This window comes from Variovorax robiniae (assembly GCF_037889955.1).
Lineage (GTDB): Bacteria > Pseudomonadota > Gammaproteobacteria > Burkholderiales > Burkholderiaceae_C > Variovorax > Variovorax robiniae.
The window spans coordinates 1-16,356 of sequence record NZ_JBBKZS010000004.1 but is presented as its reverse complement, the minus strand read 5'-3'; the positions used below and the strand labels follow the sequence as shown (position 1 = coordinate 16,356).

The 16,356-nt window shown below is 67.0% G+C and carries 16 protein-coding genes and 1 pseudogene; 8 read left to right on the top strand and 9 right to left on the bottom strand.

Features of this window, described 5'->3' with window-relative positions:
• The first annotated feature begins 31 nt into the window (after positions 1–31).
• Positions 32–1,072 carry a GlxA family transcriptional regulator gene (locus WKW79_RS11085; RefSeq protein WP_340335206.1) on the top strand — a complete coding sequence of 347 codons (1,041 nt, stop codon included), beginning with the start codon at positions 32–34 and terminating at the stop codon, positions 1,070–1,072.
• On the opposite strand, the gene WKW79_RS11080 is transcribed toward WKW79_RS11085, so the two are convergent.
• Positions 1,069–1,383 carry an alpha/beta hydrolase family protein gene (locus WKW79_RS11080; protein WP_340335205.1) on the bottom strand — a complete coding sequence of 105 codons (315 nt, stop codon included), beginning with the start codon at positions 1,381–1,383 and terminating at the stop codon, positions 1,069–1,071. The genes WKW79_RS11085 and WKW79_RS11080 overlap by 4 nt on opposite strands.
• 288 nt (positions 1,384–1,671) lie before the next feature.
• Here WKW79_RS11080 and WKW79_RS11075 point away from each other — a divergent pair, with 288 nt between their 5' ends.
• Positions 1,672–2,688, top strand: a complete 1,017-nt coding sequence (locus WKW79_RS11075) for a tripartite tricarboxylate transporter substrate binding protein (protein ID WP_340335204.1) — start codon at positions 1,672–1,674, stop codon at positions 2,686–2,688.
• A gap of 62 nt (positions 2,689–2,750) precedes the next feature.
• Positions 2,751–4,160 (top strand): aspartate ammonia-lyase, encoded by a 1,410-nt coding sequence (locus WKW79_RS11070; RefSeq protein WP_340335203.1) that lies wholly within the window; start codon positions 2,751–2,753, stop codon positions 4,158–4,160.
• A 22-nt stretch (positions 4,161–4,182) separates the two neighbouring features.
• On the opposite strand, the gene WKW79_RS11065 is transcribed toward WKW79_RS11070, so the two are convergent.
• From WKW79_RS11065 to WKW79_RS11030, 8 genes are all read right to left on the bottom strand, one after another.
• Positions 4,183–5,172 carry a LysR family transcriptional regulator gene (locus WKW79_RS11065; protein ID WP_340335202.1) on the bottom strand — a complete coding sequence of 330 codons (990 nt, stop codon included), beginning with the start codon at positions 5,170–5,172 and terminating at the stop codon, positions 4,183–4,185.
• Positions 5,173–5,253: 81 nt separating this feature from the next.
• Positions 5,254–6,129: an alpha/beta fold hydrolase gene (locus WKW79_RS11060; RefSeq protein WP_340335201.1), complete on the bottom strand. Its 876-nt coding sequence runs from the start codon at positions 6,127–6,129 to the stop codon at positions 5,254–5,256.
• A 21-nt stretch (positions 6,130–6,150) separates the two neighbouring features.
• A complete protein-coding gene (locus WKW79_RS11055; RefSeq protein WP_340335200.1) occupies positions 6,151–7,710 on the bottom strand; it encodes an arylsulfatase in 1,560 nt (519 codons plus the stop codon).
• Between the two features lie 165 nt (positions 7,711–7,875).
• The gene (locus tag WKW79_RS11050) at positions 7,876–8,511 is read right to left on the bottom strand and encodes a hypothetical protein (RefSeq protein ID WP_340335633.1); all 636 of its coding nucleotides are present in this window, start codon (positions 8,509–8,511) and stop codon (positions 7,876–7,878) included.
• A gap of 39 nt (positions 8,512–8,550) precedes the next feature.
• Positions 8,551–9,339, bottom strand: a complete 789-nt coding sequence (locus tag WKW79_RS11045; protein ID WP_340335199.1) for a DUF899 domain-containing protein — start codon at positions 9,337–9,339, stop codon at positions 8,551–8,553.
• Positions 9,340–9,466: 127 nt separating this feature from the next.
• A complete protein-coding gene (locus WKW79_RS11040; protein WP_340335198.1) occupies positions 9,467–10,162 on the bottom strand; it encodes a Vgb family protein in 696 nt (231 codons plus the stop codon).
• A gap of 45 nt (positions 10,163–10,207) precedes the next feature.
• Positions 10,208–11,428, bottom strand: coding sequence for a helix-turn-helix domain-containing protein (locus WKW79_RS11035; RefSeq protein ID WP_340335197.1), 1,221 nt, complete (start codon positions 11,426–11,428; stop codon positions 10,208–10,210).
• 9 nt (positions 11,429–11,437) lie between these two features.
• A complete protein-coding gene (locus WKW79_RS11030; RefSeq protein ID WP_340335196.1) occupies positions 11,438–12,373 on the bottom strand; it encodes a LysR family transcriptional regulator in 936 nt (311 codons plus the stop codon).
• Between the two features lie 119 nt (positions 12,374–12,492).
• Between WKW79_RS11030 and WKW79_RS11025 the strand changes: the two genes are divergently transcribed.
• The 5 genes and pseudogenes from WKW79_RS11025 to WKW79_RS11005 all read left to right on the top strand — a co-directional run.
• Positions 12,493–13,443 (top strand): hydroxymethylglutaryl-CoA lyase, encoded by a 951-nt coding sequence (locus tag WKW79_RS11025; RefSeq protein ID WP_340335195.1) that lies wholly within the window; start codon positions 12,493–12,495, stop codon positions 13,441–13,443.
• 24 nt (positions 13,444–13,467) lie between these two features.
• Positions 13,468–14,622 (top strand): CaiB/BaiF CoA transferase family protein, encoded by a 1,155-nt coding sequence (locus WKW79_RS11020; RefSeq protein WP_340335194.1) that lies wholly within the window; start codon positions 13,468–13,470, stop codon positions 14,620–14,622.
• A 34-nt stretch (positions 14,623–14,656) separates the two neighbouring features.
• Entirely contained in the window at positions 14,657–15,643 is a 987-nt protein-coding gene (locus WKW79_RS11015; RefSeq protein WP_340335193.1) for a Bug family tripartite tricarboxylate transporter substrate binding protein, read from the top strand.
• Positions 15,644–15,672: 29 nt separating this feature from the next.
• Positions 15,673–16,197: a gamma carbonic anhydrase family protein gene (locus tag WKW79_RS11010; RefSeq protein WP_340335192.1), complete on the top strand. Its 525-nt coding sequence runs from the start codon at positions 15,673–15,675 to the stop codon at positions 16,195–16,197.
• A 24-nt stretch (positions 16,198–16,221) separates the two neighbouring features.
• Positions 16,222–16,356: pseudogene (locus WKW79_RS11005) on the top strand (4-hydroxyphenylpyruvate dioxygenase); the annotation flags it as partial.

Sequence of the window (16,356 nt, the reverse complement as noted above, 5' to 3'; positions counted from 1 at the left end):
TCGATGGTAGGCATGGAACAATGTGGCGGAAATGACGAAGACCCCTGAATTACTGCCAAACCGTTCGGCCGGCCGGCTGCGCCCGAAGCGCGTGCTGTTCGTCGCGTTCCCCGACATCGGCCTGCTCGACCTGACCGGTGCGCAGACCGTGTTCTGGGCCGCCAACAAGGCGATGGAGGCGCGCGGCCTGCCGGGCTACGAGCGCTGCACCGCCAGCCTCGACGGCGGCCTGGTGCGCAGCGCAGAAGGGCTGGAAGTGCAGACCGATTCACTCGCCCGCTTCCGGCCCTCGTCGGTCGACACGCTGGTCCTGCCCGGTTCTCCGCACATGGCCCGGGTGCTCGACCATTCGGCACCGCTGGTCAAGTGGCTGCGGCGCGCCTCGGGCAAGACGCGCCGCACGATATCGGTGTGCAGCGGGGCCTTCCTGCTGGCGGCAGCCGGCCTGCTCGACCACAAGCGCGCCACCACGCACTGGCTGATGTTCGACATGATGGGCCAGCGCTTCCCGTCCGTGGAGATCGACCGCGACGCCATCTTCGTGCAGCAAGGCCCGATATGGACATCGGCCGGCGTCACGGCCGGCATCGACCTGGCCATGGCGCTGGTCGAGGCCGACTGCGGACACGAGGTGGCCATGGAAGTGGCGCGCGAGTTGGTGGTCTACCTCAAGCGCCCCGGCGGCCAGTCGCAGTTCAGCGAGCTGCTGCAAGCCCAGGCCGAAGACTCGGCCGCGATGTTCGACGAGTTGAACCTCTGGATCGCCGGCAACCTCGAGCGCCCAAACCTCGGCGTCGAGCAACTGGCCGAGCAGGCCCACATGAGTCCGCGCAACTTCGCCCGCGTCTACAAGCAGAAGACCGGGCGCACGCCAGCCAAGGCGGTCGAGGTGTTCCGGCTCGAGGCGGCCCGGCGCCTGCTGGAGGATTCCACCCGCAACGTCGACCAGATCGCCATGCTGTGCGGCTTCGCCGACGAGGAGCGCATGCGCGTGACCTTCCAGCGCCACCTGGGCGTGGCGCCCCGGGACTACCGGCGGCGCTTCGCGGTTCGAGGGAGCTCGGCGACTTAAACGCAATACGCCGCGGATCGACGATGTCGAAGCCCAGCATGGTCCACGACGGCGCGTAGCACGGTCTCCCAGTCCGGGCGCAACCGCAGGCCCTGTTCGTAGAGGGCACCGCCCTGCCCTGGCCCGTCGAACACCGGGCAGTGATAGCCGCGCCGCGTGGCCACCACGGCACTCGCAAAGTACATGTCGGTGAGCGTGCCGTCGTAGCCGTTGTTGAGGATCAGGAGCGGTCGTCGCTCTGCGGCGCACGCTTCGGCCGGCAGCAGGTGGCCCCGGAGGGTCGTGCCTTCGAACGGGATGCGCAGCGGCACTGCGGGGTTGGGCCCAACGCGAGCGCACGGTCCAGCAGTTGCGATTGGCGCCGGAAGGATTCAAGCGGCCGAGGGTCCACTGGCTCGCCGTAGAGCGGGTGGCAGGACGCCGCATGGAAGCAACTCGCGCGCAGCGGTGAACCCGGTAAGGGCCACTGATTCACAGAATTAGTATTTCTTATGAAGTGGCTATTGACATAAATAAAAGTGAAAGACCGGCCTAGACTTTGTGCGTGCCTGACACCCGACATCTGCTGATCTGACTTCACAAGCCAAGGAGACATCTTCATGAACACTTTGAATCGCGCCGACTCCACGACTCGTTCGTACCGTCGACATCTGCTCGCGGCCATCGCGCTGGCTGCGCTGGCCGGTGGCCCGGTCGTCCATGCCCAGACGGCAGGCCAGGCCTATCCGAGCCGGCCCATCCGCCTGGTGGTCGGCTTCCCGCCTGGCGGATCGTCGGATGCCACGGCCCGGTTGCTGGGCGCAGCGCTCAGCACCCGGCTGGGCCAGCCCGTGATCGTCGACAACAAGCCCGGGGCCAACACCGTGATCGCTGCGCAATACGTCAAGAGCCAGCCGGCCGACGGCTACACGCTGCTCGCTGCCCAGTCTTCGTTCGTCATCAGCCCCTCGCTGCAAAAGCTGAACTACAACATCGCCACGGACTTCACCTCCGTCGCGCTCCTGGGCGTGATTCCGCTGGTCATGGTGACGCCCAATGAGCTGCCGGCGAAATCGGTGTCCGACCTGTTCGCCATGGCCAAGGCGCAGCCGGGCAAGCTTTCCTACGCAAGCTACGGCGCAGGCAGCGCAGGCCATATCGCATCCGAGCAGATCCTGGTGCGAGCCGGCATCGACATGGTTCATGTGCCGTACAAGGGATCCGGCCCCGCCATCGTGGATGTGATGGGCAACCAGGTGGCCATGATGCTGGCCACGGTGACGGCCTCGATGGGCGTTGCCAAGGAGGGCAAGGTGCGCGCCATCGCGGTGACCAGCGCAAAGCGGGTGGCGGCATTGCCCGCTGTGCCGACGTTGGCGGAATCGGGCCTGCCGAACTACGAATTGGTGGAGTGGGAAGCCATACAGGCCCCCGCCGGCACGCCCAAGGACGTGGTCGAGACCCTGAACAAGGCGTTTCGGGACGTGGTTTCCTCGCCGGAGGTCCGCGAGAAATTGGCCAATCTCGGGATCGAGGCGGACGCTTCCAAATCGGCTGCCGAGGTCGGGACCTTCATGCAGAAGGAGCGCGACAAGTTCGCCAGGATCGTCCAGGACCGCGGCATCAAGGTTCAATGAATCGATGTGCCGTGATGTCTGCAGCCCACCCAACCATTCAGCAACCAAATTCAGGAGCGGCCATGAACGAGTCTTCTGGCGTTGAATCTTCACGGACCGAAAAGGACTACGTCGGCGAGGTGAGCATCCCCCGCGACAAGCTCTACGGCGTGAACAGCGTGAGAGGGCAGGACAACCTGACCGTCTCGACTCAAACCGTGGGCCACTACGCCGAGTTCGTCAAGGCCTTCGCCCAGGTCAAATGGGCCGCGGCGCTGGCGAACCGGGATCGTGGCGTGATCGAAGCCGAGGTCTGCGACGCCATCGAGCAGGCATGCCGGGATCTCATCGATGGAAAGTTCAAGGACTCCCTGATCGTCGACTTGATGGAAGGCTCCGGCGGCACGTCCACCAACATGAACTTCAATGAGGTGATCGCGAACCGGGCGCAGGAGGTTCTGGGCAGCACTGCCGGCTCCTACGAGGTGGTGCATCCCAACGACCACGTCAATCGATCGCAGTCGACCAATGACGCGTACCCCTCGGCGCAGAAGATCGCGACCTACGAAATGCTCGCGCCCCTCGTCGACGCCCTGACCGGGTTGGCGGCCACATTCGACCGCAAGGCCAGGGAATTCGCAGACGTCCTCCATCTCGGGCGCACATGCCTGCAGGACGCGCAACCGATGCGACTGGGCCATGTGTTCGAGGGCTATGCCGCCCTGACCCATCGATTGAAGGCAGAGTTGGCGGCGGTGCGAGCCAAGCTGCTGACCCTGCCGCTGGGCGGCACCGCGATCGGCACGGGCTTCGGCGCGCCCGAAGGCTACCGGGCAGCGGTGTTCGCGCACCTGGCCGAGCTGACCGGCGTCAGCTACCTTGCCCCGGACAACTCGTTCGACGCGATGCAGAACATGGACACGTTCTCCAGGGTGTCGGCGGAACTGCGCACCTGCGCGACCGCGCTGGCCAAGGTTGCGTCCGACCTGACAGTGCTTTCTTCCGGACCCGTGGGCGGGCTCGGAGAACTGCGGCTCCCGGAAGCGCAGGCCGGTTCGTCCATCATGCCGGGCAAGGTCAACCCGGTCCTGCCGATGGCCATGATCCAGTTGAGCTTTGCAATCGTCGGCAACGACGTTGCAGTGGCCCAGGCTGTCCAGTACGGCGAACTGGAGATCAACCACTTCGAACCGGTGGTGGCGTCACGGGTCTTCGACAGCATCCACTTGTTGACCCATGGCATCCAGCGCTTCAGCGCGAAATGCGTGGCCGGCATCACGGCCGATCGCGCTCGCAACGAGGAGCACCTGCTGGAATCGATGGCGGTCGCGACGGCGCTGGTGCCGCGCCTCGGCTATGCGAAGGTGAGCAAACTCGCTCGCCAGTCCGTGGACGAGCAGCGCTCGCTGGTGGCGATCCTGGATGCGTCCGGGATCCTGTCGAGGGATAACACCCTGGCAGCGATTCAGAAGGCCTCTGTTCCTGCTTTCTGATGCCCGTGGCCGCGGGCTTGCCTCAGATCCTTTCGGCAGACTCGGTCCACGCGTGCAGCTGCATCAAACCGGGCAGCGACGGATGGAGGGCCCTCAATTCCTTCCGGACGGGCCCGTCCAGGATGGAGCTTGCGAGGTCAAAGGTTTCTCTTCCGAGTTCGCCGTACTCCCCCTGGCGGACATGGAGAAACATGCTCCGTTCGGCATGGAGCTCGGGCACGAAATGCTGGCGCACCGCGGCGGCTGACCGGCCCCCCTGCAGAAAGCACAAAGGGGTGGTGACGGCCCATCCGATCCCGCCCGCCACCATGGCCGTCAGCGTATCGGCGGTCTCGACTTCCAAGCGGCGCGCCGGGTTGATCCCGACCCGTCTGAGCGCACGTTCGACCTGCTCGCCAAGGTGTGACTGAACGTTGTATCGAACGATGGGAAGCTGCTTCGCCAGTTCCACGAGGTCGGGCACGCTGCGGCAGGCCCACGCGTATCCCTTGGGCGCAATGACGAAGAAACGCTCCGACAAGAGAAGGTGATTCGCCATGCCATCGAGGTCGAGGCTTCGCGTCGAAATGACGAGATCAAGTTCACGCCTGGCGAGCGCTTCCGCCAGATTGGGCGTCAGGCCCGTGCGAACGGACAACTGCGCGGTCCCGCGAATCAGCTGCTGCACCAACTGCGTTCCGCAAGTGGCGGCGAACGAGTCGACGAGGCCCACGCGAAGACTGGGCTTGATGCCCTTGCTGGCTTCGATCACCGCGCCCCGCAGGTTCATGGCCTGGTCGAGCAAGGTGGCGCCACGGTTGACCAGCGCCACACCCGCGGCCGTGAGCGTCAATGGACGGGCCGAGCGATTCAGGAGCGGGGTGCCGAAGTTGTCTTCCAGCAAGCGCACCGACTGGGACACCGCTGACTGCGTGATGCCAAGATGCTCGGCCGCCTTGGACATGTTGCAGTCTTGCGCGGTGGCCAGGAAGATCCGTAGCGCTTGCATGTCGATCGGTCGCGTCTCCGCCATATTTGCACCTTCAATTCAAGGCGGCAATCTTGCCTCATCGTCGGCCTGCGAGGACGGCGCAGACGGGATCGAGGCCAGTGGTCAGGACGCGTGCAAGCGCAAGAAGTCCATGACGCGTTGCTGGGCCGCATCGGCATCGACGTTCGTGTACAGCGCGAGGTGGGTGCCTTCTTCGAGCTTGAACAACTCGGCGCCCGGGATCGTCTCGGCCGCGAAGTAGCTCTGCGCAGGTGGAAGGTCCGAGTCGACCGTGCCCTGGACGATCAGCGTCGGTGCGGTGATCCGTTCGAGCTCGAGTGATTCGATCCGGCCGAACTGCTCGATATCGTTGTCGTAGCCTGCCCGCCGGTCCTTGCCCTGCTCGGCGGTCGGGCCCAGGTCGAGGATGAACTGGCGCTTGGTGTCATCCGCGAAGACCTCGGCCACCTGCTGCGCCAATTGCTCCTTGGTCAAGTCTCCTTCGCTGCTTAGCGCGCCCGCGATGTACTGCCTGGGCTGATGCGCCGCGAGCACCCGCATGAGCCAGCGTCCCGCCGCTGTCGTGAACATCAGCCGGTTGACGGCCGTCATGTGCGTGTCGTGGTACGCCTGGCCGACCGCGGCAAAGGCGACCAGCGACATGAGCTTGCCGGGATGCCTGACGGCCAGCCGGTAGCCGGCAGGACCGCCACCGGACCATGTGTAGACCGCGGCCCTCGCGATGCCGATTTCGTCCAGCAGCGCGGCGAGCAGGTCGGCCTGCTGGTCGATGGTGCGCCGGTCATGCAGCGTGGTGCCGAGGTAGCCGGGCCGGGAAACCAGGATGGCCTTGAACTCGTCCTTCGGCAGTAAGCGGGCCATCAGCTCGGCCGCGTCGATGCCGCCCGGGCTGCCGTGGATCACGAGCACCGGAATGCCTTCGCCGACAACGGCGTACTCGATCGGGCCGAGCGGCGTGTCCGCAATGGAGGGGGTCAATCGCACCCGCTGCACCCCTGCCTACTTCGACGCACTCCCCGCACTCGCCAGCTTGTCATGCGCTTGTTCGACGGTGAAGCTCGCCGCCTTCTGCCGCGGCGGAAACTCCTTGAAGGTCGCCATGAACTCGCCCACGATCGCCTGCGCCGCGAACATGCGATAGCCCTTCGACATGAACCAGTCGTAGTAGGTGTTGGAAGTGATGTCGGCCCGCTCCAGCGGATCGGTGCGGAGGTTGAAGCACTTGGGCGTTCGCAGCACGGTGAACGGGTCCATCCAGATCTTCAGCGTGCCTTCGGTGCGCTGCTCCAGGAAAACGAACTTCCAGTTGTTCATGCGCACCGCGACGAGGTTGGAATCGTCGTCGAAGTACATGAAGCCCTGGCGCGGGCTCTTCACGCCCTCGGTGGTGAGGAAGGGCAGCAGGTTGTAGCCGTCCAGGTGCAGCTTGAACTTCTTGCCGGCCGCCGCATGGCCGCCCTTCTTGCACTTCCCGACAATGTCCGGCTCGCCCGCCATCGCCAGGAAGGTCGGCAGCCAGTCGTGGTGCTGCACGATCTCGTTGCTCACCACGCCCGCCGGCACCTTGCCGGGCCAGCGCACCAGCATCGGAATGCGGAATGCGCCTTCCCAGTTGGTGTCCTTCTCGCTGCGAAACGGCGTCATGCCCGCGTCCGGCCAGGAGTTCATGTGCGGGCCGTTGTCGGTCGAATACATGACGAAGGTGTCTTCCGCGATGCCGAGTTCGTCCAGCAGGTCGAGCAGTTGGCCCACGTGCTTGTCGTGGTCGACCATGGTGTCGTGGTAGGTGGACTGGCTGTCGCCCGCCTGCCCCACGCTCTCCGGCTTGGGATGCGTGCGGAAGTGCATGTGGGTGGTGTTGACCCAGCAGAAGAAGGGTTGGTCGCCCTTGGCCTGCTTCTTGATGTACGCCGCGGCGCCGGAGACGATCTCGTCGTCGATGGTCTCCATGCGCTTGCGCGTCAGCGGTCCGGTGTCCTCGATCTTCTGCTTGCCGACGCGGCCCCAGCGCGGCTCTTCCGTCTTGTCGTCCTTGTCGGTGGCCTGGCACTTGAGCACGCCGCGCGGCAGGAACTTGGCGCGGAAGCGTTCGTCCTTCGGGTAGTCCGGATCTTCCGGGTCCTCCTCGGCATTCAGGTGGTAAAGGTTGCCGAAGAACTCGTCAAAGCCATGCACCGTGGGCAGGTACTTGTTCATGTCGCCCAGATGGTTCTTGCCGAACTGCGCGGTCGCGTAGCCCTGCGCCTTCAGCAGCTCGGCAATGGTGGCGTCCTCGGCCTGCAAGCCGATGTCGGCGCCAGGCATGCCGACCTTCGACAAGCCCGTGCGATGCACGCTCTGTCCGGTGATGAAGGAGGACCGGCCGGCGGTGCAGCTCTGCTCGCCATAGGAGTCGGTGAACATCATGCCTTCGCGGGCGATGCGGTCGATGTTCGGGGTGCGGTAGCCCATCACGCCGTGGCTGTAGCAGGAGAGGTTGTAGATCCCGATGTCATCGCCCCAGATGACAAGGATGTTGGGCTTCTTCGCGGAATCGGCCTTCTTCGACTTTGACGCCATGCTCGCTCCTGGTGGTTGAGGTGTCGATCAAGAATCCGCGGCTGGCGCTCTTACAAAAGGCCGTTGCGACCTTGCTGATTCCACTCCCCGACTGGCCAAGCCGAAGCTTCATGCTAGCCGTCATGCACATTGCATTGGTGTAGTCCGATGCCTACGCGAAGCGATTCAACACCCTCCGTGCGAACACTTGCGCGGGGCGGACGGCAGGGCGCCGTCGATGGGTGCCGAGTGCTTGCTGGCGCCGCGCTTGGCGCGCCATGCACGACACGCATCGAAGCCGCGGCATGCCCCGCTGGCAAACAGCCCCGTTACCGCGAGCATCGCCGCCGTGTGTACGCCGATGGCGGCCAGGGCCAGCCACAGCGTGTCCGAGGCGCTGCCTGCCCGCGCCGCCGGGTCGCCCATGCACAGCGGCGCCAAGGCCGGCACCAGCATCAGGCCGGCGCCGTGCGCGGTGGACATCATGAAGGCCCACAGCGCCAGCCCGGCATGCCCCGCGGGTTGACGTGCCAGGCGGGGTGCGCGGCCCGACAGGTGCACGCCAGCGGCCACCACCATCAACCCACCCGCCACCACTTGCATCGCCGTGCGATCCATCGACACGCCGAAGGCCACCGCCGCTGCCACCAGCGCCACCGAGGCCGCATGCCCCGCCGCGATCGGCAGCAGCGCCCGCAGCGCCTGCGCACGGTCCTTCGAACGCAGCGCCCAGGCGGCCGCCAGCATCCAGCCGCTGGCCGGATTCAGCCCGTGGAAGGCGCCGAGGCCCGCGACCGCAAGCCACGGCCAGAGGCTCGCCATGCTGTCCATTTGCCTGGCCTTTTCATGCGGCGCCGCGCCTCAGGCGTCGGCGTGGCAACAGGCGTGACCCGCCGGCGCAGGCTTCAAGACCGACGCGGGCTCGTAGAGGTCATGGTGGCGCACCCAATCCATGGGATAGGCCAGGTTGTGCTCGTCGCGGCCCTTGGGCGTGAGGTCGAGCATGTTGTAGGTGCCCATCATCACTTCGACGCCACGCCCGTAGGTCGAGTACGTGTGGAACACCTCGCCCGCCTCGTCCTTGAAGAACACGCTGACGCCGGGCAGTTCCTCGCGCATGAAGTGGCGCTTGCCGTAGTTGTAGTCGACCTCGTTTCGCGCCTTGTCCTCCGGCGTGAAGCTGACGCCGAAGTCGAAGTTGAAGTCGCTGCCATGCGAGGACACCCAGTTGAAGCGCCAGCCCATGCGCGCCCGGAAGCGCTCGATCTCGGCCAGCGGCGCGCGCGAGATGACGAGCATGGTCACATCGCGGTGTTCCAGATGGATCTGCATGCCGTCGATGTGGTCGGCCATGTACGAGCAGCTCTGGCAGCCCTGCGCCCAACCCGGGCCGAGCATGAAGTGCTGCACCAGCAACTGGCTGCGGCCTTCGAAGAGCTCGGCGAGGCGGCGCGGGCCGTCGGGCGTGTCGAAGATGTAGTCCTTGTCGATGCGGGTCCACGGCAGCGCGCGGCGCTCTCGGGCGATCTCGTCGCGCAGGCGCGTCAGTTCCTTTTCGCGGGCGAGAAGTGACTTGCGCTGGGCAAGCCATTCGTCATGCGAGACGACGGGATGGTTCATGGTGCTGGCTTCAGCGGTGGCTGTGTTCATGGTGAGTTCCTTGGCTCGATGAGCCTTTGCGTTTGGACAAGGCGCGGCCCAGCCGGCCGTGGCTGGCCCGCGATTGATTCGATTGCGATGGCCGAGGGGGTCGTCAGGCCAGCGTGCTGGCCTTGCCCTAAGTGGCGCTCGATGCGCGTGCCGGGCGACGAACGACGCGCACCTTGCCGCTGGAGCCACCGCCGCAGTAGAAGAGCCCGGCCCCATCGGATTCAAGGCCGCTGACGGCCATGCCGGGCGGCATCGCCACACTCTCGATCACCGCGCCGCTCTGCGGATCGATGCGGCGAATCTCGCTCGCCTCGTCTTCCCACGTGCCGTGCCACAACTCGCCATCGACCCAGGTCACGCCGGTGACGAAGCGGTTGGTCTCGATGGTGCGGATCACCGTGCCGGTCTGCGGGTCGATCTGGTGGATCTTGCGGTCGCGGTACTGGCCCACCCACAGGCTGCCCTCGGCCCAGGTGAGCCCGGAGTCGAAGCCGTGGCCCGGCGCCGGTATCGTGGCCAGCACCTCGCCAGTGGCCGGATCGATCTTGTCGATGCGCTGTTCGGCGATCTGGTAGAGGTGCGTGCCGTCGAAGGCGGTGCCGGCGTCGCAGGCGCGGTCGAGCGCGCGGGTGGTTTCCCCGCTCTGGGGGTCGAAGGCGATCAAGCGGGTGCCGGTGGCGGCCCAGATGCGCTTGCCGTCGCTGGTCACGCCGGCGATCTTCTCGGCGCCGTCGAAGGGGCCGTATTCGCGCACGATCTCCGCGGCTTGCGCGGCAGCTTCGGGCCTGGACTTGCCGCGGGACGGGGCGGTACTGAGGGACATCGCTGGCTCCTTGTCGCGCCTGGAAGCGGCGCCATGGAGCGAACTCTATTCAATCGGCAGCGCTGTGGGGAGTAACAAGATCGTCGTGAATCCCGCAAGCGGCGGCGCCAGCCAGCGCCGCGCCCTGGCCTGCCCGATGGCGCGCACCCTTCCCTCCGCCTCCAGGTCGGCCAGCGCCCGCTGCACCGTGCGCTGGCTGGCCCCCAGTGCCAGGGCCAGCGCGGAGGTCGACCAGGCCGCGCCGTCGGACAGCAGCGCCACCAGCGCGCCCTGCTCGCCATCGACGGGCGGCGCGAGCACGACGACGGGGCGCTCGTCGTGCGGCTGCAACTCGAAGCCGCGCGCCGTGGCCTCGATGCCGGCCAGGGGCTTGAGCAACGCGCGCAAGCGGCCGATCTCGACGCGAAGACGGGCCCGGTGTGTCTCATCCGGATGGCGGGTGCGAAAGGCGTATTCGATCAACGCTTCGCGGTCGGCATCGCCCGGCCAGGCCTCGGCCAGGGCGCGCGCCAGCGCGAACAGGATGGGCCGGCGTGCCAACGGCAACCAGGTGCCGGCGGCATGCACCCGGTGGCGCAGCGCATCGATCACCAGCGCGTCGGAATCGAGCAGCGCAGCCACTTCGTCGAGGCGCAGCGCCTGCTCGCTGCCCCCCACGCGGCGACGGGCCGCGGTGCGGCCAAACGCCGCCTGTGCCTCCGCCACCTCGCCCAGCAGCGCCGGCACGCGGGCGCGTTCCGCCGCCTCGCGCGCGCGGGTCAATGCCGCTTGCGCCGGGCCGATCCGCAGCGAACGCAATGCGAGTTCCGCGGTGGCCAGTTCCGCCACCGCCGCCAGCGAGGGCGGCAAGCCGCGCAGGTCGAGCCGCGCCAGGGCTTCCGCCGCCTCGTCCAATCGGCCGATCAACAGCAGCCGCCGCGCCGCGATCAACCGCGCCTGCAGTGCGTTGCGAGGGTCGGCGCGCGCCTCCAGCGTGCTGGCCGCGGCGGCCAGCGCCCGCGGCGAGCCGCCGAGGTCGCGCATGGCCAGCGCCACCTCGGCCTCGGCGACCACGCAACGGGCACGGGAGTGCTCCTCATGCGCGCCGAACGCGCGGCCGGCGCGCCGCAGCAGGTCGCGGGCGCGCGCGAGTTCGCCGAGCTGCGCCATGGCGATGCCACGCAGCGCCAGCGCCGGCGGGTCGTCGCGCAGGGCCACGCGCTTGAGCGCGCCGAGCGCATCGCCCGCAGCCAATGCGCGTGCGGAAGCGGAGATCAGGGAATCCATCGCCTCAGGCTAACCTGCCGCGCGTCCCCGCGCTTGCGCGCTCTCCGCCGCCGACACGCCCGCCAGATGCGCCACCAGCAGCCGCGCTGCCGGCGACAGCCTGGCCTCGTCATGGAAGCAGATCGCGAAGCGCCGCCTCGCCCACTTGTCGGTCAGCGGCACGGTCTTCAGCCCATGGGCCGGCGCCACCGGATCCGCCACCTCGCGCGGCACGACGGCAATGCCCAGGTTGGCGCGCACGCAGCGCAGGGACGCCTCGAAGGTCGACACCACCGCGCGGTAGCTGATCGGCTTGCCGATGATCGCCGCCGCCCGTGCCAGCATGGTATGCACCGCCGTCGAGGCCGGCAGCCCGACGTGGTCGTATTCCAGCGTCTCCTCGAAGTCGCAGCGCTTGCGGCGCGCGATGGGATGCGAGGGATGGGCCACGATCGCCAGGTGGTCGTTGCGATAGGCGCGCGTCTGCAGGCCTTCCAGGTCCGCCGCATCCCAGCACACCCCCACAGGCGCCAGGCCTTCGCGGATGCTGCGCACCAGGTCGCGGCTCAGCGTCTCCTCGATGTCCACGCGGATGTCGCGATGCGCCGGCATCTGCATGAAGCCCGCGATGTCGTCCGGCAGGAATTCCGCGATCGACGACACCGAGGCCAGCACCCGCACCTGCCCCTTGATGCCCTTGCCATACGCGCTCATGTCGCGGGCCACGCGGTCGGCACCGGCCAGCATGGCGCGCGCATGTTCCAGCAGGATCTCGCCGGCCCCGGTCGGTACGACGCCGCGCCGCTGGCGCTCGACCAGCACATTGCCGACCACGGCCTCCAGTTGCGCGATCCGCTTGCTGATGGCGGACGGGACGATGTGGTGCTGCTCGGCGGCGCGGGCGATGTTGCGCGTCTCGCAGACCGCGACGAAGAGGCGGAGGCTGGTCAGGTCGAGGTCGTGCATGAGATTCCGATCTGGAACGTCTGGCGTTCCAGGTTACCGCTTTTGCAATGCATTGGGAATCCCTAAAGTCCATCCCACGACGCAAGCCCTCCGCGTCGACAAGCTGGAGACAAGCAAGCATGAGCACCCAACACCGCCGACTGCCCGCCACCGCCGTGATCCGCGAGGTCGGCCTGCGCGACGGCCTGCAAAGCATCGCCACCATCCTGCCGACCGAACACAAGCGCGAATGGATCCGCGCCGCGCATGCCGCCGGCCAGCGCGAGATCGAGGTCGGCTCCTTCGTTCCGGCGCGCCTGCTGCCGCAACTGGCCGACACCGGCGAACTCGTGGCCTTCGCGAAGACGCTGCCGGGCCTGTTCGTCTCGGTGCTGGTGCCCAACCTGCGCGGCGGCGAAAGCGCCATCGCGGCCGAAGCCGACCTGATGATCGTCCCGCTCTCGGCCAGCCACGCGCACAGCCTGGCCAACCTGCGCAAGACGCCCGATGACGTGGTCGCCGAAGTGGCCCGCATCCGCGCCGCCCGCGATGCTGCCGGATCGAAGACGCTGATCGAAGGCGGCGTCGGCACCGCTTTCGGCTGCACGCTGCAAGGCCAGGTCGACAAGCAGGAAGTGCTGCGCCTGATGCAAGCATTGCTCGATGCCGGCGCCGACCGCGTGAGCCTGGCCGACACCGTCGGCTATGCCGACCCGGCCATGGTGCGCGACCTGTTCGAGGACGCCGTGAAGATCGCCGGCGAGCGCTTCTGGTGCGGCCACTTCCACGACACGCGCGGGCTCGGCCTGGCCAACGTCTATGCCGCGCTGGAAGTCGGCGTGAACCGCTTCGACGCCTGCCTCGCCGGCATCGGCGGCTGCCCGCATGCACCCGGCGCGAGCGGCAACGTCTCGACCGAAGACCTGGCCTACATGCTGGGCAGCATGGGCATCGAGACCGGCGTCGAAATCGACCAACTGTTGGCGCTGCGCCAGCGCGTCGCCGGCTGGCTGGCCGGCGAGACGCTGCACGGATCGCTGTGGCAGTCCGGCCTGCCCAAGACCTTCGGCCAATCCTTCGCCACCGCCTGAACACCAATACCGAGACAACACCCCATGACAACCACCACTGCCCCTCTCCCCCTCGCCGGCGTCCGAGTCCTCGAGTTCACCCACATGGTCATGGGCCCGACCTGCGGGATGATCCTGGCCGACCTCGGCGCCGAGGTCATCAAGGTCGAGCCACCGGGCGGCGACAAGACCCGCAAGCTGCCGGGCCTGGGCATCGGCTTCTTCCGCTCCTTCAACCGCAACAAGAAGAGCGTCGTCATCGACATTGGCACCGAGGAAGGCCGAGAGACCGCCGCCGAGCTGGCCGGGCAATGCGACGTGGTGCTGGAGAACTTCCGCCCCGGCCTCATGGAAGACTTCGGCCTCGACTACGCCACGCTGTCGAAGAAGTTCCCGCGACTGATCTACGTGACGCACAAGGGCTTCCTGCCCGGCCCCTACGAGAAACGACTGGCGCTCGATGAGGTCGTGCAGATGATGGGCGGCCTCTCGTACATGACGGGCCCGGTCGGTCGGCCATTGCGCGCGGGCACTTCGGTCAACGACATCATGGGTGGCATGTTCGGCGCGATCGGCGTGCTGGCCGCGCTGCGCGAGCGGGAGCTGACGGGCAGGGGTCAGGAAGTGCAGAGCGCGCTTTTCGAGAACTGCGTGTTCCTCAGCTCGCAGCACATGCAGCAGTTCCTCATGACCGGCGAGCCGCCGCCGCCGATGCCCTCGCGCGTGTCGGCCTGGAGCGTGTACGACGTGTTCACGCTGGCTGAAGGGCAGCAGCTCTTCATCGGCGCGGTGAGCGACAAGCAGTTCGCCACCTTGTGCAAGGTGCTGGAGCGCACCGACCTGCTGTCGTACCCCGGCTTCGCGGACAACGCATCGCGTGTGGCCGTGCGGCCCGAACTGCTGGCCAAGCTGGGCGAGATCCTCATCGACCACCGCATCGAGGAACTCTCGCCCAAGCTCGAAGCCGCAGGCATTCCCTACGCGCCCATCATGCGCCCCGAACAGCTCGTCGAAGACCCGCACCTCAAGGAGAGCGGCGGCCTGGTGCCGATGACGACGGAAGACGGCGGCGTGACCGACGTGGTGCTGCTGCCGCTCATGATGGGTGGTCGCCGCCCCGGTGTGCGCAGCGCGCTGCCCGGCATTGGGGAGCACACGGAAGAAATCCTCGCCGGCCTCAAGAGCCGGGCGCTCGCCTGATCAAGCATTTCAAAAGACCTCCGGAGACAACACAATGACTTTCGCAATTCAACGCCGCGGCATCACTGCCCTCTTCGCCTCGCTGGCCCTCTGCGGCGCAGCCACCGTCGTGCACGCCGCCGACAAGAGCAAGCCGCTGCGCGTGGTGCTTCCGGTCGGCGCGGGCTCGGGCGTCGACACCATCATGCGGGCGGCCACGCCCTCGCTGACCAAGGCACTGGACGGTCAGCCCGTCGTCATCGAGAACCTGCCGGGCGCGGGCGGCATCACGGGCGCCACCGTCATCGCGCGTGCGGCGCCGGATGGGCAGACCATCGGCGTCGTCTCCAACAACCACGTGGTGAATCCGAGCGTCTTCAAGAAGATGCCCTTCGACGCGATCAACGACTTCACCGTGATCTCGGTGGTGGGCGCCACTCCCTTCGTGCTGGTTGTCAATCCGAGCAAGGTCCCCGCGAAGAATGCCAAGGAATTGCAGGCCCTGCTCAAGGCCAAGCCCGATACGTACAACTACGCCTCCTCCGGCAACGGCACGATCCTGCATCTCGCCGGCGCCATGTTCATGGATGCCGCGGGCGTCGACGTGCGTCATGTGCCGTACAAGGGCGTCGGCCCGATGGTGGCCGACATCATGGGCGGCCAGGTCGAGATGGGCGTCGTCGCGGTCCCCGCGGTGCAGGGCCAACTCAAGAGCGGCGGGTTGCGCGCCATCGGCGTGATGGGCAAGACCCGCGTGGCATCGCTGCCCGACGTGCCCACGATGGCCGAGCAGGGATTCCCGGACGTGGACGTCGCGGGCTGGTTCGCGGTCGTCGGACCGGCCAAGCTGCCGCCAGCGGAGGTCAAGCACCTCCACAGCGCCGTCGTCACGGCCTTCTCCATGCCGGAAACCAAGGAGGCCATGGCGAAGCAGGAGAACATCATCAACCCGATGACGCCCGAGGCCTCGCTGGCCTTCTTCAAGGCCGAGCAGGAGCGCTATGCGCGGCTGGTCAAGAAGGCCAACGTCACGGTCGAATAGCAAGCCCGCAAGCAGGAAGGATCACGACCATGGCGCTCTATCGAATCGGCGGGCATGCGCCGCACGTCCCGGCCTCGGCCTTCGTGGCGCCTGAAGCCACGTTGATCGGCCAGGTCAGGCTCGGCGAACAGGCCAGCGTCTGGTTCGGCGCCGTGGTCCGTGGCGACAACGAACCGATCGACATCGGCGATGCCAGCAACATCCAGGAAGGCGCCGTGCTGCATGCCGACCCGGGCTTTCCGCTGCGCATCGGCGCCAACGTGACGGTGGGGCACCAGGCCATGTTGCATGGCTGCACCATCGGCGAGGGCTCGCTGATCGGCATCCAGGCGGTCGTGTTGAACGGCGCAGTCATCGGCAAGAACTGCCTCGTCGGTGCAGGCGCCATCGTGACCGAGCGCAAGGTCTTCCCTGATCGCTCCCTGATTCTTGGTGCGCCCGCCAAGGTTGCTCGGCAACTGACCGACGAAGACGTGGCGCGACTGCTGCAAAGCGCCGCCGGCTATGCACGGCGCGCAGCCGAATACAACGGCGGCCTCGAGCGCATCGACTGATACCTCACAAAACCGGAGATCCGCATGACCGACTTGTCCGAGAACCCGATGGGCCTTCAAGGCTTCGAGTTCGTTGAATTCGCTTCGCCCGTCGCGAACACCCTGGAGCCCTTTTTCGAGAAGCTCGGCTTCACGCTGGTCGCCAAGCACCGCTCCAAG

Bases quoted from the DNA above. Each gene is read 5' to 3' on its own strand.
- WKW79_RS11070 (WP_340335203.1), top strand. From the start codon at position 2,751: ATGAACGAGTCTTCTGGCGTTGAATCTTCACGGACCGAAAAGGACTAC.
- WKW79_RS11040 (WP_340335198.1), bottom strand. From the start codon at position 10,162: ATGTCCCTCAGTACCGCCCCGTCCCGCGGCAAGTCCAGGCCCGAAGCT.
- WKW79_RS11010 (WP_340335192.1), top strand. From the start codon at position 15,673: ATGGCGCTCTATCGAATCGGCGGGCATGCGCCGCACGTCCCGGCCTCG.
- WKW79_RS11085 (WP_340335206.1), top strand. From the start codon at position 32: ATGACGAAGACCCCTGAATTACTGCCAAACCGTTCGGCCGGCCGGCTG.
- WKW79_RS11045 (WP_340335199.1), bottom strand. From the start codon at position 9,339: ATGAACACAGCCACCGCTGAAGCCAGCACCATGAACCATCCCGTCGTC.
- WKW79_RS11025 (WP_340335195.1), top strand. From the start codon at position 12,493: ATGAGCACCCAACACCGCCGACTGCCCGCCACCGCCGTGATCCGCGAG.
- WKW79_RS11050 (WP_340335633.1), bottom strand. From the start codon at position 8,511: ATGGCGAGCCTCTGGCCGTGGCTTGCGGTCGCGGGCCTCGGCGCCTTC.
- WKW79_RS11030 (WP_340335196.1), bottom strand. From the start codon at position 12,373: ATGCACGACCTCGACCTGACCAGCCTCCGCCTCTTCGTCGCGGTCTGC.
- WKW79_RS11020 (WP_340335194.1), top strand. From the start codon at position 13,468: ATGACAACCACCACTGCCCCTCTCCCCCTCGCCGGCGTCCGAGTCCTC.
- WKW79_RS11065 (WP_340335202.1), bottom strand. From the start codon at position 5,172: ATGGCGGAGACGCGACCGATCGACATGCAAGCGCTACGGATCTTCCTG.
- WKW79_RS11075 (WP_340335204.1), top strand. From the start codon at position 1,672: ATGAACACTTTGAATCGCGCCGACTCCACGACTCGTTCGTACCGTCGA.
- WKW79_RS11055 (WP_340335200.1), bottom strand. From the start codon at position 7,710: ATGGCGTCAAAGTCGAAGAAGGCCGATTCCGCGAAGAAGCCCAACATC.
- WKW79_RS11015 (WP_340335193.1), top strand. From the start codon at position 14,657: ATGACTTTCGCAATTCAACGCCGCGGCATCACTGCCCTCTTCGCCTCG.
- WKW79_RS11035 (WP_340335197.1), bottom strand. From the start codon at position 11,428: ATGGATTCCCTGATCTCCGCTTCCGCACGCGCATTGGCTGCGGGCGAT.